19 protein-coding genes and 2 tRNA genes are annotated in these 22,685 nt (G+C 67.2%); 3 read left to right on the forward strand and 18 right to left on the reverse strand.

The annotated features are described in order from the left end of the window. The first annotated feature begins 22 nt into the window (after positions 1-22). Positions 23-694 carry a vitamin K epoxide reductase family protein gene (locus tag AC1DGE_RS02555; RefSeq protein WP_441417573.1) on the forward strand — a complete coding sequence of 224 codons (672 nt, stop codon included), beginning with the start codon at positions 23-25 and terminating at the stop codon, positions 692-694. Between the two features lie 92 nt (positions 695-786). Here the strand turns inward: AC1DGE_RS02555 and ndk are convergent, their stop codons facing one another. From ndk to AC1DGE_RS02590, 7 genes are all read right to left on the reverse strand, one after another. Further along, on the reverse strand, positions 787-1,200 hold the full coding sequence (ndk, locus tag AC1DGE_RS02560; RefSeq protein WP_441417572.1) for a nucleoside-diphosphate kinase: 414 nt from the start codon (positions 1,198-1,200) through the stop codon (positions 787-789). A gap of 38 nt (positions 1,201-1,238) precedes the next feature. Continuing rightward, positions 1,239-1,682 (reverse strand): DUF4233 domain-containing protein, encoded by a 444-nt coding sequence (locus tag AC1DGE_RS02565; RefSeq protein ID WP_441417571.1) that lies wholly within the window; start codon positions 1,680-1,682, stop codon positions 1,239-1,241. Positions 1,683-1,685: 3 nt separating this feature from the next. Beyond that, positions 1,686-3,044, reverse strand: coding sequence for a bifunctional folylpolyglutamate synthase/dihydrofolate synthase (locus AC1DGE_RS02570; protein ID WP_476892382.1), 1,359 nt, complete (start codon positions 3,042-3,044; stop codon positions 1,686-1,688). 3 nt (positions 3,045-3,047) lie between these two features. Further along, positions 3,048-6,395: an isoleucine--tRNA ligase gene (gene ileS / locus AC1DGE_RS02575; RefSeq protein ID WP_476908710.1), complete on the reverse strand. Its 3,348-nt coding sequence runs from the start codon at positions 6,393-6,395 to the stop codon at positions 3,048-3,050. Positions 6,396-6,706: 311 nt separating this feature from the next. Continuing rightward, a complete protein-coding gene (locus tag AC1DGE_RS02580) occupies positions 6,707-7,786 on the reverse strand; it encodes a glycerophosphodiester phosphodiesterase (protein WP_476916825.1) in 1,080 nt (359 codons plus the stop codon). A 165-nt stretch (positions 7,787-7,951) separates the two neighbouring features. Continuing rightward, a complete protein-coding gene (locus tag AC1DGE_RS02585) occupies positions 7,952-8,731 on the reverse strand; it encodes an SDR family oxidoreductase (RefSeq protein ID WP_441417567.1) in 780 nt (259 codons plus the stop codon). A 26-nt stretch (positions 8,732-8,757) separates the two neighbouring features. After that, on the reverse strand, positions 8,758-9,126 hold the full coding sequence (locus tag AC1DGE_RS02590; RefSeq protein ID WP_476908707.1) for a DUF488 domain-containing protein: 369 nt from the start codon (positions 9,124-9,126) through the stop codon (positions 8,758-8,760). Between the two features lie 83 nt (positions 9,127-9,209). On the opposite strand from AC1DGE_RS02590, the gene valS reads away from it, so the two are divergent. Beyond that, a complete protein-coding gene (gene valS, locus AC1DGE_RS02595; RefSeq protein WP_476916826.1) occupies positions 9,210-11,828 on the forward strand; it encodes a valine--tRNA ligase in 2,619 nt (872 codons plus the stop codon). A 127-nt stretch (positions 11,829-11,955) separates the two neighbouring features. Here valS and AC1DGE_RS02600 read toward each other — a convergent pair whose 3' ends face one another. From AC1DGE_RS02600 to AC1DGE_RS02635, 8 genes are all read right to left on the reverse strand, one after another. Then, entirely contained in the window at positions 11,956-12,249 is a 294-nt protein-coding gene (locus AC1DGE_RS02600) for a putative quinol monooxygenase (protein WP_441417564.1), read from the reverse strand. A gap of 96 nt (positions 12,250-12,345) precedes the next feature. Further along, complete coding sequence (locus AC1DGE_RS02605; protein WP_476916827.1) at positions 12,346-14,175, reverse strand: glycoside hydrolase family 15 protein; 1,830 nt, start codon at positions 14,173-14,175, stop codon at positions 12,346-12,348. 336 nt (positions 14,176-14,511) lie between these two features. Then, positions 14,512-15,117 (reverse strand): mycothiol-dependent nitroreductase Rv2466c family protein, encoded by a 606-nt coding sequence (locus tag AC1DGE_RS02610; protein WP_441417562.1) that lies wholly within the window; start codon positions 15,115-15,117, stop codon positions 14,512-14,514. Positions 15,118-15,276: 159 nt separating this feature from the next. After that, positions 15,277-16,557, reverse strand: coding sequence for an ATP-dependent Clp protease ATP-binding subunit ClpX (clpX, locus tag AC1DGE_RS02615; protein WP_441417561.1), 1,281 nt, complete (start codon positions 16,555-16,557; stop codon positions 15,277-15,279). A 210-nt stretch (positions 16,558-16,767) separates the two neighbouring features. Further along, positions 16,768-17,427 (reverse strand): ATP-dependent Clp protease proteolytic subunit, encoded by a 660-nt coding sequence (locus AC1DGE_RS02620; protein ID WP_441417867.1) that lies wholly within the window; start codon positions 17,425-17,427, stop codon positions 16,768-16,770. A 38-nt stretch (positions 17,428-17,465) separates the two neighbouring features. Beyond that, entirely contained in the window at positions 17,466-18,077 is a 612-nt protein-coding gene (locus AC1DGE_RS02625) for an ATP-dependent Clp protease proteolytic subunit (RefSeq protein ID WP_175321079.1), read from the reverse strand. A 246-nt stretch (positions 18,078-18,323) separates the two neighbouring features. Beyond that, positions 18,324-19,745, reverse strand: coding sequence for a trigger factor (gene tig / locus AC1DGE_RS02630; protein WP_476916828.1), 1,422 nt, complete (start codon positions 19,743-19,745; stop codon positions 18,324-18,326). Between the two features lie 68 nt (positions 19,746-19,813). Further along, positions 19,814-19,888 (reverse strand) — tRNA-Pro (locus AC1DGE_RS02635). A 131-nt stretch (positions 19,889-20,019) separates the two neighbouring features. On the opposite strand from AC1DGE_RS02635, the gene AC1DGE_RS02640 reads away from it, so the two are divergent. Further along, positions 20,020-20,090 (forward strand) — tRNA-Gly (locus AC1DGE_RS02640). Between the two features lie 94 nt (positions 20,091-20,184). Here AC1DGE_RS02640 and AC1DGE_RS02645 read toward each other — a convergent pair. The 3 genes from AC1DGE_RS02645 to AC1DGE_RS02655 all read right to left on the reverse strand — a co-directional run bounded on the left by AC1DGE_RS02645 (position 20,185) and on the right by AC1DGE_RS02655 (position 22,685). Beyond that, positions 20,185-21,117, reverse strand: coding sequence for an Fpg/Nei family DNA glycosylase (locus tag AC1DGE_RS02645; protein WP_476916829.1), 933 nt, complete (start codon positions 21,115-21,117; stop codon positions 20,185-20,187). Further along, on the reverse strand, positions 21,117-21,611 hold the full coding sequence (locus AC1DGE_RS02650) for a ribose-5-phosphate isomerase (protein WP_476916830.1): 495 nt from the start codon (positions 21,609-21,611) through the stop codon (positions 21,117-21,119). The genes AC1DGE_RS02645 and AC1DGE_RS02650 overlap by 1 nt, the downstream gene beginning before the upstream one ends. 72 nt (positions 21,612-21,683) lie before the next feature. Continuing rightward, the gene (locus AC1DGE_RS02655; RefSeq protein ID WP_441417557.1) at positions 21,684-22,685 is read right to left on the reverse strand and encodes a hypothetical protein; all 1,002 of its coding nucleotides are present in this window, start codon (positions 22,683-22,685) and stop codon (positions 21,684-21,686) included.

Below are 22,685 nucleotides of genomic sequence, written 5' to 3' on the forward strand. Positions count from 1 at the left end.
CGACGCAAAGGACTGAAATCCCATGCCCAGCATCTCCCACGCCCCCGGCGACGTGACCGCCCACGAGCGCGGCACCGGCGCGGCAGCTGCGGAGCGCCCGCTGCCCCCGATGACGCGTGACCGGCCCTTCGCCTGGCTCCTGCTGATCACCGGCGTCGTCGGCTGGCTCGCGTCCGGCACGCTGGTGCTGGAGAAACTGGCTGTCCTCAAGGACCCCAACCACGCAACGGTGTGCGACGTGAACCCGTGGATCTCCTGCGGCCAGGTAATGCAGACCTGGCAGAGTTCGGTCTTCGGTTTCCCGAACATGTTCATCGGCATTGTCGCGTTCGCGGTCATCATCACCACGGCCATGGGAATCCTCGCCGGGGCCACGTTTGCCCGCTGGTACTGGATCGGGCTGCAGGCCGGTGTGACGCTGGGCTTCGCCTTCGTGGTGTGGCTGTGGTCCCAGGCGCTGTACTCGATCCACATTCTCTGCCCGTTCTGCATGATCGTCTGGGCCGCGATGATTCCGCTGTTCGTCTGGGTGACGGTCCGCAACGTGAGCCACGGCGTCATCCGGGTGCCCGCCGCTGCCGCCCGCATCCTGGCGGACTCCGGCTGGATCCTCACGGCCCTGCTCTACGTCGCCGTCGTCGCCACGATCTTCTTCGCCTTCATTCAGGTGTTCATCGGAACCTCCGGCTACTGAGCGTTCCGCAAACGCCGCGAGGTGACAGATAAGGCCAATGTTCAACGCGAACATTGGCCTTATCTGTCACCTCGGTGTGGTGCCGCGGGTTCTTAGAACCAGATCTTGATCTCGCGTTCGGCGGACTCCGCCGAGTCTGAGCCGTGGACCAGGTTCTGCTGGACCTTGAGGCCCCAGTCGCGGCCGAAGTCGCCGCGGATGGTGCCGGGCGCCGCCGTCGTCGGGTCCGTGGTGCCGGCGAGCGAGCGGAAGCCCTCAATCACGCGGTGGCCTTCGAAGATCGCGGCAACGACGGGCCCGCTGAGCATGAACTCGACGAGGGGCTCGTAGAACGGCTTGCCGACGTGCTCCTCGTAGTGCTGTTCGAGGAGTTCGCGGCTGGCGTTGACCTTCTTGAGTTCGGCCAGGGTGTAGCCCTTGGCTTCGATCCGGGCGATGATGCTGCCGGTCAGGTTGCGGGCGACGCCGTCGGGCTTGATCAGGACTAGGGTGCGCTCAGTGCTCACAGCTGCTCCAATGTGTTGGGGTGGGGTTCGGGACAAGTCTAGTTGCTTTGGCCCTCGGGGTTCGCGGCCTCCCAGGCCGCCTGCTCGCGTTCGCGTTCGGCGGCTTCGCGGTCGATCCGGATGCCGGTGCGGATGCCGTACCACCACGTGATCGCGAAGAGGCCGCCCACCACGAACATCGTGGGCTCCACAATCCCGGTGAGGACCAGCACCAGCTGCAGGATCCAGCCCAAGGCCACGCCCCACGGCTTGGAAAGCACTGCGCAGGTCAGCACAAGCACCGCACTGAGTCCGATCCCGACCCCGAAGACCAGCAGCGGCGGGAACTCGCCGCGCCGGAGGCCGAAGACCGCCAGGGTGCCGAAGAGCGCCACGAAGGCCTCCAGCAGGAGCACCGTGGAGGCGAACATGACCTTGGTGGAACGGCGTTTCTTGGGCATGCCCGGACGCCATTCGCGCTGGGCTTTGGTGAGTCTGGCCATGGGTTACGCCTCGGTCTTTCCGAGCAGGATCCGGGCCTCGGCAACGAGCGTGATGGACCCCGTGACCAGGATCCCGGCGGCAAGGTCGTCGTTGGACTCGGCCCGCTCCACGGCCCATTCCAGGGCGTCGTCGAGCTTCTCGGCCACGTGGACGTGGTCCTCGCCGAAGCCCAGGTCCAGCGCCAGCTCCGCGAGGTCCTCGGCCGGTACGGCGCGGGGCGAGTTGGACTGGGTGAAGCAGTAGTCCGAGGCGAGGTCGCCCAGGGATTCCTTGAGCTGGCGGAGGATTTCCTCGGAATCCTTCTCCTTCAGGACGCCCACCACCACCACGAGCTTGCTAAAGCTGAAGGCCTCGTGGATCGCCTCGGCGGAGACCCGGATGCCCTCCGGGTTGTGCGCGGCGTCCACGATGATGGTCGGCGCGGTGCGGAGCACCTCCAGCCGGCCCGGGGAGGTGACAGAGGCGAAGGCCTCCTGCAGCACCTCGGAGTCGAGCGGCTTTTCGGCGCCGAAGAAGGCTTCCAGCGCGGCGACGGCGACGGCGGCGTTCTCCGCCTGGTGTGCGCCGTGCAGGGGCAGCAGCAGGTCTTCGTAGCGACCCGCGATGCCTTGGATGTTCACCATCTGGCCGCCGACGGCGACGGTGCGGGACTCGACGCCGAACTCCACGCCCTCGAAGCGGAACGGCACGTTTGCTTCCTTGGCCTTTTCCAGCAGCACCTGGGCCGCGTCGACGGGCTGCGCGGCGCTGATGAGGAACCCGCCGGGCTTGATGATGCCGGCCTTTTCGTAGGCGATCTCCTCGGTGGTCTCGCCGAGCAGCTCCGTGTGGTCCAGCGAAATCGGGGTGACCACGGCAACCTGGCCGTCGCCGACGTTGGTCGCGTCTGTGATGCCGCCGAGTCCCACCTCGATCACGGCGACATTGACCGGCTGGTCCGCGAACACCGCGAAGCCGAGGATGGTCAGGCATTCGAAGTAGGTCAGCCGCGGTTGGCCCTCGGCGACGAGCTCGCTGTCCACGATTTCCAGGTACGGGCGGATCTCGTCCCAGATCCGGACGAACGTCTCATCCGGCACCGGTTCGCCGTCGATGCTGATCCGCTCGGTGACCTTGGACAGGTGCGGGCTCGTGTACCGGCCGGTGCTCAGCCCGTAGGCGCGCAGGCCGGCCTCGATCATCCGGGCCGTGGAGGTCTTGCCGTTGGTGCCGGTGACGTGGATGATCGGGAACGCCTTGTTCGGCTCCCCCAGGATGTCCATGGCCCGGTGCAGCGGAGCCAGCCTCGGCTCCATCTTGTTTTCCGGCGCCCGGCCCAGCAGCTCGGCGTAGACGCTCTCTACGGAAAATTCGTCGCTCATGAATTATGCCCCTGCTTCAACGGTTACTTTTTCGACGCTGACCTGAGGTTCCTTGACCTCGGCGGGAACGGTGTCCAACTCCACGGTCAGGGTCTCGGTCTTGACCAGCGCGGCGTGGGCCAGCAGCGCCTCGACGGTGTCCTGCGCCGCGGTGACGGTGGTGCGGATCCGGTCGCTGACGTTCAGCCCGGCGTCCTTGCGGGCCTGCTGGATGGCGCGGACCAGGTCGCGGGCGGTCCCTTCGGCTTCCAGCTCCGGGGTGACCTCGGTGTTGAGCACCACGAAGCCGCCGCCCGGCAGCACTGCCGCTGCGCGGGAGCCCTCGCCTTCGGCTGCTTCTGCCACCACGGTTTCCAGGGTGTATTCCTGCGGCTCGAGGGCGAGGCCACCGGCGGTGACCACACCGGCGTCGTCCACGGACCAGTCGCCGGACTTGGACCCCTTGATCGCCTGCTGGACGTTTTTGCCCAGCCGCGGGCCGGCCGCGCGGGCGTTGACCACGAGCTTCTGCTCGATGCCGAACTCCTCCGGGGAGGCGCTCTCGGCGTCGAGCAGGCGCACCGAGCGCAGGTTCAGTTCATCGGCGACGACGGCGGCGAAGCCTGCCAGCGCGTCCGCGCCGGGTGCCACGACCGTGAGTTCCTGCAGCGGCAGTCGCACGCGGAGGTTGGCGGCCTTGCGCAGCGAGGAGCCGGTGGAGCAGATCTGCTGGACCCGGTCCATCGCCTCAACCAGGCCGGCGTTGGCCGGGAACAGGTCCGCGTCCGGCCAGTCGGCCAGGTGCACGGAGCGCCCGCCGGTGAGGCCGCGCCAGATTTCCTCGGAGACCAGCGGCAGCAGCGATGCCGCGACCCGGCAGACGGTCTCCAGCGCGGTGTAGAGCGCGTCGAAGGCGTCGACGTTCTCGTCGAAGAAGCGCTGGCGGCTGCGGCGGACGTACCAGTTGGTGAGCATGTCCAGGTAGCCGCGCAGTTCGTCGCAGGCCCCGGAGATGTCGTAGCTGTCCAGCTGCGCGGTCATGTTCCGGACCAGGTCCCCGGTGTTGGCCATCAGGTACTGATCCAGGGTGTCGGCGTAACCGTCGTAGCGCAGCTTCGCGTCGTACCCGTCCCCGCCGTTCGCGGCGTTCGTGTAGAGCGTGAAGAAGCTGTAGACGTTCCACAGCGGCAGGATGACCTGGCGGACGCCGTCCCGGATGCCCTGCTCGGTGACCACGAGGTTGCCGCCGCGCAGGATCGGGCTGGACATCAGGAACCAGCGCATCGCGTCGGAGCCGTCACGGTCCAGGACCTCGGAGACGTCCGGGTAGTTGCGCAGGCTCTTGGACATCTTCTGCCCGTCGGAGCCGAGCACGATGCCGTGGCTGATGACGTTGCGGAAGGCCGGCCGGTCGAACAGCGCGGTGGAGAGGATATGCAGCATGTAGAACCAGCCGCGGGTCTGTCCGATGTACTCGACGATGAAGTCCGCCGGGTTGTGGGTGTCGAACCACTCCTCGTTCTGGAACGGGTAGTGGACCTGGCCGTACGGCATGGAGCCGGAATCGAACCAGACGTCCAGGACGTCCTCGACGCGGCGCATCACGGACTGGCCCTGTTCCGGGGTGCGGGGGTCGTCCGGGTTCGGGCGGGTGAGCTCGTCGATGAACGGCCGGTGCAGGTCCACCTGGCCGTCGTTGTTCAGCGGCAGCCGGCCAAAGTCGGCTTCGATCTCGGCGAGTGAGCCGTAGACGTCGGTGCGCGGGTAGTCCGGGTCGGTGGACTGCCAGACCGGGATGGGGCTGCCCCAGTAGCGGTTGCGGCTGATGGACCAGTCGCGGGCGTTGGCGAGCCACTTGCCGAACTGGCCGTCCTTGACGTTGCCCGGGATCCAGTTGATCTCCTGGTTCAGCTCGGACATGCGGTCCTTGAACTTGGTGACCTCGACGTACCAGGAGGACACCGCGCGGTAGATCAGCGGGTTGCGGCAGCGCCAGCAGTGCGGGTAGGAGTGCTCGTAGCTGGCCTGGCGGACCAGGCGGCCCTGGGCGCGGAGCACCTGGGTGATGGGCTTGTTGGCCTCGAAGACCTGGAGTCCGGCGATTTCGGCGAGGTCGCCGTGGCCGAAAAGTGGCAGGAACTTCGCGCCCTCGTCGACCGAGAGGACCACCGGGATCCCGGCCTCTTCACAGACCTTCTGGTCGTCTTCACCGTAGGCCGGCGCCTGGTGGACAATGCCGGTGCCGTCGGTGGTGGTGACATAATCCGCCACGAGGACGCGCCAGGCGTTCTCAGTGCCGTACTTCTCGGCGTCGTGGAAGTAGTCCCAGAGCGGTTCGTAGCTCAGGCCTTCCAACTCGGCGCCGGTGTGGCGGGACGTGACGGCGGCCTCGGCCGCTGCGGCACCCTCGGCGCCGTCGCCGTAGCCGAGGTCCTTGGCGTAGGCGCCCAGCAGGTCCGCGGCGAGCAGGAAGCTGCCCGTGACGGGGGCCTCGGCCGAGGCGGCCTTGATCCCGTGCGGGCCGGCCGGCAGCACGACGTAGTTGATCGCGGGCCCGACGGCGAGCGCCAGGTTGGTGGGCAGCGTCCAGGGCGTGGTGGTCCAGGCGAGCGCCTGCACCCCGGCCAGCTGCCGGGACAGCTCCGACTCCCCCGCGGTGATCGGGAAGGTGACGGTGACGGTCTGGTCCTGGCGGTTCTTGTAGACATCGTCATCCATGCGCAGTTCATGGTTGGACAGCGGCGTCTCGTCCTTCCAGCAGTACGGCAGCACGCGGTAGCCGTTGTAGGTCAGGCCCTTTTCGTGCAGCTGCTTGAAAGCCCAGAGCACGGACTCCATGTACTCGACGTTGAGCGTCTTATAGTCGTTCTCGAAGTCCACCCAGCGCGCCTGGCGGGTGACGTAGCTCTTCCACTCGTCGGCGTACTTCATCACCGAGGCGCGGCAGGCGTCGTTGAACTTGTCGATGCCCATGGCCTCGATCTGGGTCTTGTCCGTCATGCCGAGCTGCTTCATGGCTTCCAGTTCGGCGGGCAGGCCGTGGGTGTCCCAGCCGAAGCGGCGCTCGACGCGGCGGCCGCGCTGGGTCTGGTAGCGGCCCACGAGGTCCTTGGCGTAGCCGGTCAGCAGGTGGCCGTAGTGCGGCAGGCCGTTGGCGAAGGGCGGGCCGTCATAGAAGACGAATTCGTTGGACCCGTCTTTACCCGCATCCCGCTGGTCGATGCTGGCCTGGAAGGTGCCGTCCTGGTCCCAGTACTTGAGGATGCGCTCTTCGATCTCCGGGAACTTCACGGAAGCAGACACGCCTGAGGTGCTGGAAGCGGAGGTGCTGGCGCCTGACGGTGCGGCTGAGGCCTTGGGGTAATGGGTCATCTCGACATCCTGGGTTGAGCTGGTGAACAACGGGATTCATTCAGGATGCGAGGACGGCCCGTGTGTTGTCGGAACAACACCGGCACCGCGGTACCACCTCACTTACCGGCACCGGTCCCGCCCTTTCCCTAAGAATCCAAGGAAAGCGCTGCACCGGCGGCGGCCGCTCGTTGACTGCTGTGACGGGCTTACCCGTCCGGTTCTACCGGCCCCGGCGCACAATGCTGCTGCGCCGGGGCGTTCTTCCGGAAGCTCACCGGTGATGGCCGGGTCAAAGCTGATACGTCGATGTTACCGGAAACTCCCAGCGGCTACCCGACGGACGGCGCGGGCTTGGGCAGTTTCATGCCGGACTCGGCCATGACGTCGCGCAACAGGTTCGGGTAGTCGGTGATGAGGCCGTCGACGCCGGCGCCGATCAGGGCGCGCATGGTGGGCTTGTCGTCGACAGTCCATGGAATGACCTGCATGCCCGCCGCGTGGGCGCGCCGGACCATGTCCGGGGTGACGTAGGGGACGTAGTCCGGGTCGGTGACCTTGCCGTTCTGCGGCGTGCCGTGCACCGGCGAGATGGCACTGAAGCCGAGCGACGCGGCCGAAGCGACCAGGTCGCCGCCAAAGTCGTCGGCGTCGATGCCGCCAAGCCAAGGGGACTTCCCCGGCTGGCCTGCCTGCAGGAAGTCCTTGTTGGTCAGTGCCACGGTCGGGATCTGCGGCGCGCGCTGCTGCACCAGCCGCAGTGCACCCCAGTCGAAGCTCTCGATCGAGACGCGGTGCTGCATGTGGGCCTTGCTGATCTCACGCAGGGCCACGTCAACGAACTGCTCGCGCGGGGCGGTTTCCTGGGGAGCACCGGCTTCGACCTTGGTCTCGATATTGAACTTCACCTGGCTGGCCCGGTGCGCGTTCGTCATGGCGAACACCTCGGCAAGGGTCGGCATTTTGGCGCCCGGGGCGGCCTGCTGGCCGGGGAACTCGGGCTGGGTGAGTGAGCCGCAGTCCAGGCTGCGGACCTGCGCGAAGGTCAGGTCCTTGATGTACTTGCCCACGTACGGGTACTGAGGGTCGTTCGGCGTGACCGGCGCGGTGTCCAGGCATTTCTTGCCGCTGATCTTCCGGTCATGGGTGATGACTTCACGGCCGTCCTTGGTGATCTGGAGATCCAGCTCGAGGGTGGAGACGCCGGTCTCGATGCCCTTGGCAAAGGACGCCAGGGTGGACTCGACGGTCAGGCCGATGCCGCCGCGGTGGGCCTGGAGGTCGAAGTGGTTGTGGCCGCCGTTCGGGTTGGTGTCGGCAGCATGGGCCTGGACGGAAGTGGCAAGGAGCAGGGCCGCGCCGAGTGCGGCGGCGCCGACAATCGAACCAGCGGGCTTCGTGGGGGTGCGCATGGGAAGGAGTCTCCACTCTGGTGGTGTGCAGTTGCCCACCCACGGTGTCCTCCGCCGTCCAACTCCCAGCCACCCCTGTCCGACTACCGTGCAACGCATGGGTGAACGTCCGGGGGCGGCCCGCTGGGCCCGACGACGGAGCCCGGTGCGCCCCGGCGGTTGCCGCTAGCCCTTGCGGATCACCTTGAAGTTGGAGGCCTGCGCCACCGGGCGGATCACGATCTGGTCCAGGTTGACGTGGTGCGGCGCGGCGACCGCAAAGCGGACGACGTCGGCGACGTCGGCGGCCGTCAGCGGCTTCTCGACGCCGGCGTAGACCTTTTCCGCGGCGCCCTGGTCACCGAGCCGGTTGAGTGAGAACTCCTCGGTCTGCACCATGCCCGGGGCCACCTCGATCACCCGCAGGTTGTGCTCGGCCTCTTCCAAGCGCAGGGCGCCGGTGAGGGCGTGCTGGGCAAACTTCGCGGCGTTGTAGCCGCCGCCGCCCTCGTAGGCGGACAGCCCCGCCGTCGAGGTCAGGTTCAGGACGGTGCCTTCGCCGCAGGCACGCAGCATCGGCAGGAACGCGCGGGTGAGCTTCATGGTGCCGAGCACGTTGACCTCGTACATCCACGCCCAGTCCTCGGTCTTGGCCTCGGCCACCTTGTCCGCGCCGCGGGCACCGCCGGCGATGTTGATCAGGGTGTCGATGCCGCCGGCGCGGGTCACCTCATCCACCAGCCGCGCGACGTCGGCGTCGTCTGTCACATCGGCGGGGACCGCGACGGCGCCGGTCTCGGCGGCGAGCGCCTCCAGCCGTTCGGCACGGCGGGCGACGGCGAAGACGGTCCAGCCTTCCTGCCGGAGCGCGCGCACGGTGGCCTGCCCGATACCGGTGCTGGCGCCGGTGACGACGGCGGCTTTTGCTGTAGTTGCAGTTCCTGCGTTGTGGATTCCCTCAGTCATGGCACCACCCTATGGGAATCGGCGGCTCATTTCCTGCCCCGCCCGAGGAACTCCAGCAGCACCCGGGCGTGGTTGGTCTCCGGGTCCCGGGCGCCGAACAGCAGGGTCACCTTCCCGTGTTCGGCGGCCAGTTCCCGCAGGGTGCCAACGGCGGGGTTGGATTCGAGCTCCGCCTCGTAGGCGGCGCGGAAGTCCGCGAAGCGTTCCTGCATGTGCGCAAATTCGGTGCGCAGCGGCGGCGAGGGCGCCACTTCCTTGAGCCACAAGTCCAGTTGCGCCCGTTCTTTGCTGACTCCGCGCGGCCAGAGCCGGTCCACCAAAACCCGGCAACCGTCGTCGTCGGCGGTCTCGTCGTAGATGCGCTTGATCGCGAAACTTCCGGTGTTTTCTTCCATAGTGGTGCAGGTTATTGCACTTAGATTCGCGAAACTAGCGAAGGGCGGTGAAGCGAAGTGTAAAGAACTGCAAGAATTGACCCATGGCTGAAGACACTCAGGGTACAGACACGCCCACCACTGCCCCCATCAACGTTCCGGACAAGCCCGCCCTCGAGGGGCTCGAAGTCGCCCTCACCCGGCGCTGGCTTGACGAAGGGACCTACAAGTTCGACCGGGAGACCACCCGGGAGCAGGTCTACTCGATCGACACTCCCCCGCCCACCGCGTCGGGGTCCCTGCACGTGGGGCACATGTTCTCCTACACCCAGACCGACGTCCTGGCCCGCTACCAGCGGATGACCGGCAAGAACGTCTTCTACCCGATGGGCTGGGACGACAACGGCCTGCCCACCGAGCGCCGGGTGCAGAACTACTACGGCGTGCGCTGCGATCCGGCCATCCCCTACGACGCCGGGTACCGGCCGCCGGCGGAGCCCGCCAAGAACCAGCGCGACTTCGACGTCGTCTCGCGCCGGAACTTCATCGAACTCTGCGAGGAACTCGCCGTCGAGGACGAAAAGGTCTTCGAGAACCTCTTCCAGACCCTCGGCCTGTCGGTCGACTGGGACCTGACCTACCGCACCATCGACGACAAGTCCCGCGCCATCTCGCAGCGGGCGTTCCTGGCCAACCTGACCGCCGGGGATGCCTACATGGCCGAGGCGCCCACGCTGTGGGACGTCACCTTCCGCACCGCAGTGGCCCAGGCCGAGCTGGAGGACCGCGAGGTCGCCGGCGCGTACTACCGCTACCCGTTCTTCACCGCCGAGGGCGAGAAGATCTACATCGAGACCACCCGCCCCGAGCTGCTCGCCGCGTGTGCCGCCCTGGTGGCGAATCCCGACGACGAGCGGTACCAGCCGCTCTTCGGCAAGACGGTGACCTCTCCCCTGTTCGGCGTCGAGGTGGAGGTCAAGGCCCACCCGCTCGCGAAGGCGGACAAGGGTTCCGGCATCGCCATGGTCTGCACCTTCGGCGACCTCACTGACGTCACCTGGTGGCGCGAGCTGCAGCTGCCAACCCGCGCGATCGTCGGCCGCGACGGCCGCGTCATCGGCGAAACCCCGGACTGGATCACGTCCGCGGAAGGCCGGGCCGCGTTCGAGGCGATCGCCGGCAAGACGGTCTTCAGCGCCAAGGAAGGCGTGGTGGAGCTGCTCGCCGCCGCGGACCTGCTCGACGGCGAACCGAAGAAGATCATGCACCCGGTGAACTTCTTCGAAAAGGGCGACAAGCCCCTCGAGGTCGTCACCTCCCGCCAGTGGTACATCCGCAACGGCGGCCGTGACGAGGAGCGGCGCAAACGCCTAGTCGGCCGCGGCAACGAGATCGAATTCCACCCGTCCTTCATGAGGTCCCGCTACGAGAACTGGATCACCGGTCTGAACGGGGACTGGCTGGTCTCCCGCCAGCGGTTCTTCGGCGTGCCGGTGCCGGTCTGGTACCCGCTCGACGCCGACGGCAACCCGGACTACGACGCGCCCATCCTGCCCGCCGACGGGCAGCTGCCGGTGGACCCCGCCGCGGATGCGGCCCCCGGCTACGAGGAGGCCCAGCGCGATGTGCCGGGCGGCTTCACCGGCGACGCGGACGTCCTGGACACCTGGGCCACCTCGTCGCTGACCCCGCAGATCGTGGGCGGTTGGAGCACCGATGAGGCACTCTTCGCCAAGGTCTTCCCGTTCGACGTGCGCCCGCAGGCGCACGACATCATCCGGACCTGGCTGTTCTCCACTGCCGTCCGCGCCGATGCCCTGCAGGACGTCGCACCGTGGAAGCACGCGGCGATCTCCGGCTGGATCCTGGACCCGGACCGCAAGAAGATGTCCAAGTCCAAGGGCAACGTGATCGTCCCGACCGACGTGCTCAACGAATACGGCTCGGACGCCGTCCGCTACTGGGCGGCCTCGGCCAAGCTCGGCGCGGACACCGCCTACGAGATCGCGCAGATGAAGATTGGCCGTCGTCTGGCGATCAAGCTCCTCAATGCGTCCAAGTTCGTGCTGAACCTCGGCGCCACCGAGGACTCGGTGGTCTCTTCCGACCTCTCGGTCCTCACCAATCCCCTGGACCGCGCCGTGCTTGCCCAGCTCTCAGACGTGGTCCAGCAGGCCACCAAAGCGTTCGAGAACTACGACTACGCCCGGGCGCTGCAGATCACCGAAAGCTTCTTCTGGCACTTCACCGATGACTACGTGGAGCTGATCAAGGACCGCGCCTACGGTGCCGCCGGCGAGGCCCAGCAGGCGTCCGTGCTGGCCGCGCTGGCGACGAGCCTGGACACCCTGCTGCGGCTTTTTGCGCCGTTCCTGCCGTTCGCCACGGAGGAAGTCTGGGGCTGGTGGCGGACCGGCTCGGTGCACCGCGCGCAGTGGCCGGCCGCCGTGGACATCGACGGCGACACCACCCTGCTCGCCACCGTGGGCGCGGCGCTGGGCGGCATCCGCAAGGCCAAGTCCGAGGCCAAGGTCAAGCAGCGCACCGAGGTGCTCTCCGCGACCATCACGGCGTCGGAGTCCCTGACCACGCAGCTGAAGGCCGGACTGGGCGACCTCAAGGCCGCGGCCAACGCGCGTGAGCTGGCGCTGGTGGCCGGCGAGGGCGAACTGACCGTGAGCGACGTCGTGCTGGTCCCCGCCGAGGAGCCCGCCCAGGCGTAACCCACGCAAAGCGACAACAAAGAAGAAGGCCCTCCGGCCGGCTCACGCCGGGCGGAGGGCCCTCTTCTGTCTGGGTCTTCTGTTCTGGGTCTTCTGCTCTGGGTCTTCCGTTCTGGGTCTTCCGGGCTCAGATCCCGGTGGTGGCCTCGAAGTGCGTCAGGACCGGCGGGGCGGCCAGGAGGTCTCCCAGCCCGCTGGCTCCCTCGCCCGCCCGCCAGGCGCGGTAGGCGGAGTCGTGCTCCAGGGACGCCCACTGTTCCACGACAAGGATGTGCGCCGGATCCGCGTTGTCGACCAGCACATCGACGCCAAGGCAGCCGTCGAACGCCCGGGTGTCGGCGAGAATGTCGCGGAGCACGGCCGGCGCCGTGGGCAGGGATTCCGCTTTGAGGGTCAGGTCAAGGTGGGCTGTGATGGGCATGGCACTCCAATGGTCGCGTGGTCAGCTTGCTCACTGGAGGCAACAGCGGCGCTTCCGGACTTGTTCCCTCGACGCCGTGCCGGTCCTCTGCCGCCCTTAGGTGGCAGAACCCCGGCCTCGCCGTTCCGCCTCGCTGATGGCCCAGGCCGCGTTGACCAGTCCGATGTGGCTGAACGCCTGCGGGAAGTTGCCCAGCAGCTCACTGCTGTCCGGGGCCACCTCCTCGGCCATCAGTCCGAGGCCGGTGGCGAATCCGGCGGCCCGCGCGAAGACCGCCCTGGCCCGTTCCGTCAGCCCGGCCAGGGCAAGGGCGTGTGCGAGCCAAAACGTGCACAGCAAAAACGCTCCCTCCTCGCCCGGGAGCCCGTCGTCGCCGTGGTACCGGTAGACCAGCCCGCGGGTGTCGGTGAGCCGGTGCTCGATGGCCTCGATGGTGGCCAGGAACCGGGGATCGCCGGCCGGCAGGAATCCGACGATCGCCAGCATGAGGGCAGAGGCGTCGAGTTGCTCGCTCCCGTACGCCTGGGTGTACGCGCCCGCGGCCTCGCTCCAGCCGTTGTCGCGGATGGAGGCGGCGATCTGTTCCCGGGCGTCCGTCCAGCGGGGCACCCGGTCGCTCGCCTGCAGCATCCCGGCGAGGGTAATCGCACGGTCCACCGCCACCCAGCACATCAGCTTGGAATACAGGTAGTGCCGGGGGTCGCCGCGGACCTCCCAGATCCCCTGGTCCTGATTCTGCCAGCGGGCCATGGCGGCGTCGGCCGCGTCGGCGAGGAAGCGCAGGGTTTCCGGTGCCAGCTCCGCCAGGAATTCCGGCATGGTGGCTGCGGCGTCCAGCAGTTCGCCATAGACATCGAGCTGCCGCTGGTTCCAGGCGCCGTTGCCGACGCGCACCGGTGCACTGGACCGCCAGCCGGGGAGGTGGTGCAGCACCCGTTCGGGCAGGTCCCGTTCTCCCCCGATCCCGTACATGATTTGCAGCTCTTCGCCGCCGGCGAGCTGGCGGGCGGCGGCCGTGGCGAGGAACTGGAAGAACTTGCCCGCCTCGTCCGGACAGGCCGCCACCCACAGGGCCTGCAGCGTCATGCTGGCGTCCCGGACCCAGGTGTAGCGGTAGTCCCAGTTGCGCGTGCCGCCGGCAACCTCGGGCAGCGAGGTGGTCGGTGCGGCCACGATCGCACCGCTCGGGTAGTAGCTCAGGGCCTGCAGGACCCGGCCGCTGCCTGCCACCAGCTCCTGCCACGGACCGCTGTAGCTCTGGTGGATTCCGGACCAGCTTGTCCAGCCCTCGACGGTGTCCGTAAGCCGGCCGGCCATCTCCTGCTGGCTCCAGAACGACGGCGCTTCGTCCTGGCCGCGCTGGCGGTGCAGGGCGAAGCCAACAGCGTCACCGGCGCGGAGGCGCAGGACGGCGCGCGCCGTGCCGCCGTCGAGCTCGAACGGCACCGGGGAGGAAAGGGCGAGTTCCTCGGCGTCGGCGCGGGCCAGGACGCCGCCGTCGACGTTGTGAAGCATTGGAAGGATGAGGCCGTAGCCGGGCCGCGGCGCGAAACTGACCTCAACCTCCACGGTCCCCGCGGTGCAGGCCAGCCGGCGCAGCAACGTTCCGGGGGACGCCTGGCCGAGGTCGTGGCCGCGCCGGCCGGAGCCGAGGACCAGGGCGTCGCTCACCGTCAGTCGCCCGCGGGCGGTGGTGTGGAGCGACTCCAGCACCATGGACGGGCCCACGTACCGCCGGGTGGTTGTGTACTCGCCGGCAGGCCGGATGGACCAAAAGCCGGCCTCCTCGCCCAGCAGCCGGCCGAAGACCGAGGGGCTGTCGAAGCGGGGGAAACAAAGCCAGTCCACGGAGCCTGCGGCGCTGACCAGCGCGGCGGACCAGCAGTCGGACAGCAGGGCGTAGTCCGCGATGGGCTCGGTGCTCATGGCACCAATCTGAGGCCATTTTTGGGCAAAGGGGAAGCCCCATCAGCTTTTTGCGGTTGGTGGGGCTTCGACTTTTCGATCACCACGTGACGTCTTAGGTAATCTGGCGGGATCCTTGGAATTTCAGGTCTTCCTACCTCGTCACTGGTAGCCATCATCTGACTTTGCCGAAGGCTGCGTCGGATGAGTGTCACTGAATCTTTGGTTCCTGCGTCCCGCTTCTTTCGAAGTGGGTAAGTTCTATTGTTCTCCCGAGGTTGTGGATGCACAAGGGCCCCGGCGGAACTACATGGGAGTAGTTCTTCCGGGGCCCTCGCGATCGCTGCCGGGGGCTGCCTAGCTGAAAACGGGGCTCTCGGTGCGGCTGCGCTTGAGTTCGAAGAAGTACGGGAAGGAGGCGAGAGCGACGGTGGCGTCCCACAACTTGCCGGCGTCCTCGCCGCGCGGGATGCGGGTGAGCACGGGCCCGAAGAACGCCGTGCCGTTGAACGCCACCACCGGGGTGCCGACGTCCTGGCCGACCAGGGAGATGCCGCCTTCGTGGCTGGCGCGCAGCTGGGCGTCGAACTCGTCGCTCTGGCCGGCGGCCGCGAGCTCGGCCGGCAGTCCTGCCTCGGCCAACGACTTGGCGATGACCTCGGCGATGTCCTTGTTGCCCTCGTTGTGGATCTTGGTGCCCATGGCGTCATAAAGCGGCTTGATGTACTCGGCGCCATGCTTCTCGGCGGCGGCCACGATCACCCGCACCGGGGCCCAGGCCTTGACCAGGAATTCCTTGTACTCGGCCGGCAGCTCGTCCCGGCCTTCGTTCAGGACGGCCAGGCTCATCACGTGCCATTCGGTCTTGATGTCGCGGACATCTTCCACTTCGCTGATCCAGCGCGACGTCACCCAGGCGAAGGGGCACATGGGGTCAAACCAGAAGTCAGCTTTATTCGTCATGGTCTCAGGCACAGGAGTTCTCCTTTGGAAGTCAACGGGGACGCGGAACCGCGGCGGGCCGGCGGAAATGGCCGCGGACGGCACGGAGCATCAGCTAGTCATAGCGAAGCTGCCGGCGGATTTATTCCGGAACTTCCCCGGCGCGCTGCGCGGTTCGGATCAGGCGGACTTACGGCGTTTGACGTCGTGGGCGATCAAGGTGGGCGGGGCCTTCTTGGCCACAACGTCCTCGGTGATGACCACGCTGGCGACGTCGTCGCGACTCGGCAGGTCGAACATCACCGGGAGCAGGACTTCCTCCATGATGGCCCGGAGGCCGCGGGCACCGGTGCCGCGTTCCAGGGCCTGGTCAGCGATCAGGTCCAGGGCCTCGTCCTCGAACACCAGCTCGACTCCGTCGAGCTGGAACATTTTCTGGTACTGCTTGACCAGCGCGTTCTTGGGCGTGGAGAGGATCTGGATCAGCGCCGGCCGGTCCAGGTTCGAGACCGTGGTGATGACCGGGAGCCGGCCGATGAATTCGGGGATAAGGCCGAACTTCAGCAGGTCCTCGGGCATGACTTCGCCGTAGGAGTCCGCGTTGTTCTTGACCTCGTTCAGCGGGGCGCCGAAGCCGATGCCCTTGCGGCCCGAGCGCGACCCGATGATCTCCTCCAGGCCGGCGAAGGCGCCGGCCACGATAAAGAGCACGTTGGTGGTGTCGATCTGGATGAATTCCTGGTGCGGGTGCTTGCGTCCGCCCTGCGGCGGGACGGAGGCGACCGTGCCTTCGAGGATTTTCAGCAGCGCCTGCTGCACCCCCTCGCCCGAGACGTCCCGGGTGATGGAGGGGTTCTCGCTCTTGCGCGAGATCTTGTCGATCTCATCGATGTAGATGATGCCCTGTTCGGCCTTCTTGACGTCGTAGTCCGCGGCCTGGATCAGCTTGAGCAGGATGTTCTCGACGTCCTCGCCGACGTAGCCGGCCTCGGTCAGGGCGGTGGCGTCAGCCACGGCGAAGGGGACGTTGAGGCGCCGGGCGAGGGTCTGTGCGAGGTAGGTCTTGCCGCAGCCGGTAGGTCCGATCAGCAGGATGTTGGACTTGGCGATCTCGACGTCGTCGTGGTGGCCGCCCTCGGCAAGGGTGCCGCTCTTGGGTGCGTGGCCGGCCTGGATCCGCTTGTAGTGGTTGTACACGGCGACGGCGAGGGACCGCTTGGCGGGCTCCTGGCCGATGACGTATTCCTGCAGGAAGTCGAAGATCTCGCGGGGCTTGGGCAGCTCGAAGCTCCCCAGGTCAGCTACTTCGGCGAGTTCTTCTTCAATGATCTCGTTGCAGAGTTCAATGCACTCGTCGCAGATGTAGACGCCGGGCCCGGCAATGAGCTTGCGGACCTGCTTCTGGCTCTTTCCGCAGAAAGAACACTTCAGCAGATCGGTGCTCTCGCCAATCCGAGCCATATGTGAACCCCTTAGTATCTTGCTGCCGGCTGGGTCGTGCTCCTGTGCAGCGCTGCACCCGTTACTGGAATCACGGACGTTCCTCGCGGGACGTGAGGCCGTGACAACTTCCACTCTAGGTCACTTTCGGCCTGATGGGTGGAAAGGAGACGCCGGTGCGGCCCATTTCTGCTTGAGCTGCACCGGCGTCGTGGTTGAACTGCCGTGTTGCTACTTGGTGATCGCCTGCGGCTTGATCTTGCGGGAGTCAAGCACCTGGTCGATCAGGCCGTAGCTCATGGCCTCGGCGGCCGTGAGGATCTTGTCGCGTTCGATGTCGTTGTTGACCTGCTCCGAGGTGCGGCCGGAGTGCTTGGCCAGGGTGTCCTCCAGCCAGGAGCGCATCCGCATGACCTCGGCGGCCTGGATCTCCAGGTCGGAGGCCTGTCCGCCCTGGCCGCCGGAGAGGGCCGGCTGGTGGATCAGGACGCGTGCGTTCGGCAGGGCCAGGCGCTTGCCCGGGGTGCCCGCGGCGAGCAGCACGGCGGCCGCACTCGCGGCCTGGCCCAGGCAGACCGTCTGGATCTCCGGGCGGATGTACTGCATCGTGTCGTAGATCGCCGTCATGGCGGTGAAGGAGCCGCCCGGGGAGTTGATGTAAAGCGTGATGTCGCGGTCCGGGTCGGTGGACTCGAGCACCAGCAGCTGCGCCATCACGTCGTCGGCGGAGGCGTCGTCGACCTGGACGCCCAGGAAGATGATGCGGTCCTCGAACAGCTTGGTGTAGGGGTCCTGGCGCTTGAAGCCGTAGGGGGTCCGCTCTTCAAACTGCGGCAGCACGTAGCGGCTGGTCGGCAGGTTACCGGCAGTCGATCCGAAGTTGTAGTCCATGTTCATTGCTCCTGAAGTCGGTTCTGTCTGCGTGCCGGTTAGTTTTCGGTGCCGGCGTCGGCGTTGGTTCCGCCGCCGCCTGCCACGGACCCGGCGTGCGCCGCGATCTTGTCGAAGAAGCCGTATTCGAGGGCTTCGGGCGCCGTGAACCACTTGTCGCGGTCGTTGTCCTTGAGGATGGTCTCCACGGTCTGTCCGGTCTGCTCGGCGGTCAGTTCGGCCATGACCTTCTTCATGTGCAGGATCAGCTCGGCCTGGATCTTGATGTCCGAGGCGGTGCCGCCGATGCCGCCGGAGGGCTGGTGCATCAGGATGCGGGCGTTCGGAGTGGCGTAGCGCTTGCCCTTGGTGCCGGAGGAGAGCAGGAACTGGCCCATCGAGGCGGCCAGGCCGGTGGCGACGGTGACGACGTCGTTCGGGATGAACTGCATCGTGTCGTAGATGGCCATTCCGGCGGTGACGGAGCCGCCGGGCGAGTTGATGTACAGGTAGATGTCCTTCTCGGGGTTTTCGGCCGAGAGCAGCAGCAGCTGCGAGCAGATCGCGTTGGCGTTCTCGTCGCGGACCTCGGAGCCGAGCCAGATAATGCGCTCTTTCAGCAGGCGGTTGTAAATGTAGTTATCCTGGGCTGCCGGATCGACGGTAGCCATCCGGGGTGCCCCTGCTTGCTGTGACATGTGTACTTACCTCTCGCTGGCGACGGTGACGCCACTGGACGGCATCACTGAACTTTCCTACATGGACACTAACGGTTTTCGCGGCTGCTTTGTGCTCAGGCGCAGGGCTGTTCGCTGACGGCGCACGATTGCCCGGAAGGGTTCATTGCAGGCTTAAAAAGCCGCACCCCCGGATCAGTGATCCGGGGGTGCGGGCAGGAACTGCGGGAACCGTGGGTGCTAGAACTTCACGGCCGCGGGGTCGTCGTTCTTGGGCGCTTCGGCAGCTGCCGCGTCCTCGGTGGACTCGGCGGGTGCTTCGGCTGCGGCTGCCTCGTCGGTGGCGTCGGCTTCGAAGGAGGCCTCTTCGCCGCCGGGGCGGACGAAGTCGCTCAGGTCTACCTTGTTGCCCTCGGAGTCGGTGACCTCGGCCTGGCCCAGGACCACGGCGAGTGCCTTGCGGCGGCGCACCTCGGAAACCATCATGGGAACCTGGCCGCTCTGATCGATGATCTGCGCGAACTGGTTCGGATCCATGCCGTACTGGCCGGCGGTGGTGACGATGTAGTCGATCAGCTCGTTCTGAGTGACGTTGACTTCTTCCTTTTCGGCGATTGCGTCAAGGATGATCTCGTTCTGGAAGGCACGCTCCGTGTTGGCCTTGACCTCGGCGCGGTGTTCCTCGGTGTCGTGCTCGCCTTCGCCGTGGGAGTTCTCGGCGCTGAAGTGCTGCTCAAGCTGCTCTTCGACGACGGATTCCGGAACCGGCACCTCTACGAGCTCGACGAGCTTGTCCAGGACCTTGTCGCGGGCCTCTACGCCCTGCTCGACCGTCTTGGAGTCGGCGGCCTGCTTGGCGAGGTCCTCGCGGAGCTCCGCCAGAGTGTCGAACTCGGACGCCAGCTGGGCGAAGTCGTCGTTGGCCTCGGGAAGCTCGCGCTCCTTGACGGCCTTGACGACAACCTTGACCTGCGCGGCCTCGCCGGCGTGGTCGCCGCCCACGAGGGTGGTGTCGAAGATGGCGTCTTCGTCGGCGCTCAGGCCGGTGACGGCTTCGTCGAGGCCTTCGAGCATGGTACCGGCGCCGACCTGGTAGGACAGGCCTGACGCAGAGTCGACCTCGGCGCCGTCGATCGAGGCGGTGATGTCGATCGTGAGGAAGTCACCGTCGGTTGCGGGGCGGTCAACGGACTTGAGCGTGCCGAAGCGGCCGCGCAGCTCGTCGAGGGCCTTGTCTACGTCGGCGTCGGACGACTCGGCAGCCGCGACCTCGACCTTGATGCCGGAGTAGTCCGGGAGTTCGATTTCGGGGCGCACGTCGACCTCGGCGTGGAACTTCAGTTCGCCGTCGGTGGCGGACGGATCCGGCACCTCGGTGATTTCGACCTCGGGACGGCTCAGCGGGCGGATGCCGGTTTCCTGCACGGCAGCCTGGTACCAGCCGTTGAGGCCTTCGTTGATGGCCGTTTCCAGGACGTAGCCGCGGCCAACGCGCTGGTCAATGAGCTTGGAGGGGACTTTGCCCTTGCGGAACCCGGGAACCTGGATCTGCGAAGCAACAGTCTTGTATGCCTCTGCGATGCTGGGCTTCAATTCCTCAAAGGGGACCTCAACATTGAGCTTGACCCGCGTAGGGGTGAGGTTCTCGACAGCGCTCTTCACAGTCTAAGTACTCCTGGTTTTGGGGGATGGGGTTCTGCAACGCCACATATCTGGCAGTTGCTGCAGAGTCGGGGTGACAGGATTTGAACCTGCGACTTCCTGCTCCCAAAGCAGGCGCTCTAGCCAAGCTGAGCTACACCCCGTAAGTGCACAGAACAGTCTACGGTCATACTGTGCTGATTTGCACATTTGACACTGGGGGCCTGAATTGGGTTTAGTTGTATCCGGCTTCAACAGCCGCCCGGAAGTTTTGCTGAAGTTCCAGCAAATTCCCGGGGACGTAGCTTAATGGTAAAGCCTCAGTCTTCCAAACTGATTACGCGGGTTCGATTCCCGTCGTCCCCTCCGAATATGACGAAGCTTGGGCCCCTCCCCGGAGGGGCTTTTTTCGTGTCCACCCCGCCATGATCCGACACGGGGACGCGGTGCACCGGCCGGTTCAGGCCCGCTGGCAGGCCGGGCACCAGTAGAGCTTCCGGGCGGCGTGCTCGGTCAGTGCCACGGCTGTGCCGCAGTCCCGGCAGTCCAGGCCCTGCCGGCGGTAGACGAAGTGCGCTTCCTCAGGCTCCGGCAGCCTGTCGCCCTGCCCTGTTCCGTCGCCCTGCCCTGTCCCGTCGCCCTGCCCTGTCCAGTAGCTTGCCGGGGTGGTGATGATCCGGCCGTCGCGGACGCCGTCGGACATCATCGCCACGGTGTCATCCCAGAGCAGCCCGGCGGATCCTGCCGGCAGGGCGCTCCCGGGCAGCCAGGGGTCCAGCCGCTGCCGGAACAGCAGCTCGGCGCGGTAGACGTTGCCGACGCCGGCAATCACCTTTTGGTCCATCAGCAGGGTGGCCAGCGGCGTGCGCTTTTTCGCCAGGGCGGCGATGAAGTCCTCCCGGTCCCCCGGGAGGTTCCGCAGCGGATCCGGGCCCAGCCGTGCCGTGACGGCTTCCGCCTCGGTTTCGGTCAGCGTCTCGCAGGTGGTCGCCCCGCGCAGGTCCGCCCACCCGTGCGCGCCGGCCAGCCGGACCCGGACCGCGCCCACCGGAGCCGGTGGGCCCGCGTACACGGGATCCGCGCCGCCGTCACTGTAGACCTCCCGCTCCCCTACTTTCCGGGGCGCGCCAATGCTGGAGGCCCCGCGGAAGTCCGCATCGCCGCCGAAGTCCCAGGCGCCGTACAGCCCAAGGTGGACATGCAGGACCAGCCCGTGGTCGAAGCCGAGGAACAGGTGCTTCCCATGCGCCACGGACCCGGTGAGGACGTGGCCGTCCAGCAGGGCGGCACCGTGCACAAAACGTCCCTGCGGGCTGGACACGGCGAGCCGCTCCCCCGCGAAGACGTCCGCGAACTGGCGCGCCAGCCGATGGACCGAATGCCCTTCCGGCACTACTCGACGATCTCGCCGGTGGTTTCGTAGCTGGCGATCTTGCCGATCCGGCGGACGTGGCGCTCATCGTTGCTGAAGGGCTCGGTCAGGAAGGCCTCGATGATGGCGGTGGCCTCGTCGACGCTGTGCTGGCGGCCGCCCACGGCCACGACGTTGGCGTCGTTGTGCTCACGGGCCAGCTTTGCCGTGGAGAGGTTCCAGGCCAGGGCGGCCCGGACGCCTTTGACCTTGTTGGCGGCGATCTGCTCGCCGTTGCCGGAACCGCCCAGGACGATTCCCAGCGCGGGGGTGCCGGCTTCCTGGTCGGCCACAACGGCGCGGGCGGCGTTGATGCAGAACGAGGGGTAGTCGTCCAGGGCGTCGTATACCTTCGGCCCATGGTCCACCACGTCGTAGCCCTTCGCTCGGAGGTGGGCCACCAGATGGGCACTGAGCTCCATGCCGGCGTGGTCGGTGGCGATGTGGACGCGCGGGAAATCCGGGGCAGTGGTCACGGCGTATCCGTTCTGTGGGGCGCCGGTGGACTCTCGGCGCGGCTGATCAGGGCTCGTCCCAGCCTACTAGGGCTACGCCGCGGGCGCCCCGCCGTTGCGGCGAGCCCGCGCCGCCACGCGGGAGAGCACCTGCGCGACGTTGTCCGCCGTCGTCGCGCTGCCCCCGCTCACCGCCAGCCGTCGGCCGTCGGAGCGGTCGACGACGACGGCGGGGCCGCTGCTGACCAGCATCGCCGTCGTGGCGCCGTGGCTCCGGTAGCCCCAGCCGCCGTAGTCGGCGGCCTTGACCTCTTTCGGCGTCGCCGAATCGATGGCCGCCGCTGGAACATCCATGACCCGGACGAACCCGGCCGCGAACACCCGCAGGCCGCTCCGGTCCACCCGGATGCGGGCGAAGAGGAACACGGCGGCCAGCAGAGCGACCGCCACGAGCAACGCGGCCAGCCACGGCACGGCAACGGTGAGCAGGGCAGCGGGGAACAGCGTGGCAATCCCGAGCATCACAAACACCGAGCTGCGGGCGTGGACCCAGAGGCTCACGGAATCGCCGGCCAGTTCGGGGTCCAGCTCCCGTTCCAGCGCGGCCTGCGCGGCTCTTTCGTCCTCGGTGGACCACCGCTCGTCCGCCTTGAAGACGAAGCCCATCACCACCCCGAGGCCCAGGGCCGCGCCGCTGCCCATGGCCAGGACGGCCACGTCCACGCGGGACTCCCGCGCATCGGCCAGCCCCAGCTGGCCCACCAGTACGGCGGCAAGGACGGTGGTGACGAAAAGGCTTACCGCCAGCCCGGCGCCCATCATGAACCGGCGCATCAGGGCCGGCCGGGACAGCGGCGCCGCCTGCAGCAGGACGGCCCAGCCGACCAGGACGATCATTGCCGCACCAACCCCCACCACTGCTCCAAAGGGCGCAAAATCGGCGGCGCCGGCGCCGGTCCAGCGGACGGCCAGCGGCTCGGGCAGGTCCACACGGATCAGCAGCGCGCACACCACGAAGGCGACGGCCAGCATGAGCGGGAAACCCACGGCGAAACGCAGGGCCCTGGCGTCAACGGAATCCCGGATCTTTCCCAT

This window comes from Arthrobacter sp. 05N425 (assembly GCF_056397125.1).

What these genes read in the sequence shown, in the direction of transcription:
- AC1DGE_RS02585 (WP_441417567.1), bottom strand. Translation starts at nt 8,731, where the DNA reads ATGACTGAGGGAATCCACAACGCAGGAACTGCAACTACAGCAAAAGCC.
- AC1DGE_RS02620 (WP_441417867.1), bottom strand. Translation starts at nt 17,427, where the DNA reads ATGGACTACAACTTCGGATCGACTGCCGGTAACCTGCCGACCAGCCGC.
- ileS (WP_476908710.1), bottom strand. Translation starts at nt 6,395, where the DNA reads ATGACCCATTACCCCAAGGCCTCAGCCGCACCGTCAGGCGCCAGCACC.
- AC1DGE_RS02565 (WP_441417571.1), bottom strand. Translation starts at nt 1,682, where the DNA reads ATGGCCAGACTCACCAAAGCCCAGCGCGAATGGCGTCCGGGCATGCCC.
- AC1DGE_RS02570 (WP_476892382.1), bottom strand. Translation starts at nt 3,044, where the DNA reads ATGAGCGACGAATTTTCCGTAGAGAGCGTCTACGCCGAGCTGCTGGGC.
- AC1DGE_RS02600 (WP_441417564.1), bottom strand. Translation starts at nt 12,249, where the DNA reads ATGCCCATCACAGCCCACCTTGACCTGACCCTCAAAGCGGAATCCCTG.
- AC1DGE_RS02655 (WP_441417557.1), bottom strand. Translation starts at nt 22,685, where the DNA reads ATGGGAAAGATCCGGGATTCCGTTGACGCCAGGGCCCTGCGTTTCGCC.
- AC1DGE_RS02580 (WP_476916825.1), bottom strand. Translation starts at nt 7,786, where the DNA reads ATGCGCACCCCCACGAAGCCCGCTGGTTCGATTGTCGGCGCCGCCGCA.
- AC1DGE_RS02625 (WP_175321079.1), bottom strand. Translation starts at nt 18,077, where the DNA reads ATGGCTACCGTCGATCCGGCAGCCCAGGATAACTACATTTACAACCGC.
- clpX (WP_441417561.1), bottom strand. Translation starts at nt 16,557, where the DNA reads ATGGCTCGGATTGGCGAGAGCACCGATCTGCTGAAGTGTTCTTTCTGC.
- AC1DGE_RS02555 (WP_441417573.1), top strand. Translation starts at nt 23, where the DNA reads ATGCCCAGCATCTCCCACGCCCCCGGCGACGTGACCGCCCACGAGCGC.
- AC1DGE_RS02590 (WP_476908707.1), bottom strand. Translation starts at nt 9,126, where the DNA reads ATGGAAGAAAACACCGGAAGTTTCGCGATCAAGCGCATCTACGACGAG.
- AC1DGE_RS02610 (WP_441417562.1), bottom strand. Translation starts at nt 15,117, where the DNA reads ATGACGAATAAAGCTGACTTCTGGTTTGACCCCATGTGCCCCTTCGCC.
- valS (WP_476916826.1), top strand. Translation starts at nt 9,210, where the DNA reads ATGGCTGAAGACACTCAGGGTACAGACACGCCCACCACTGCCCCCATC.
- AC1DGE_RS02605 (WP_476916827.1), bottom strand. Translation starts at nt 14,175, where the DNA reads ATGAGCACCGAGCCCATCGCGGACTACGCCCTGCTGTCCGACTGCTGG.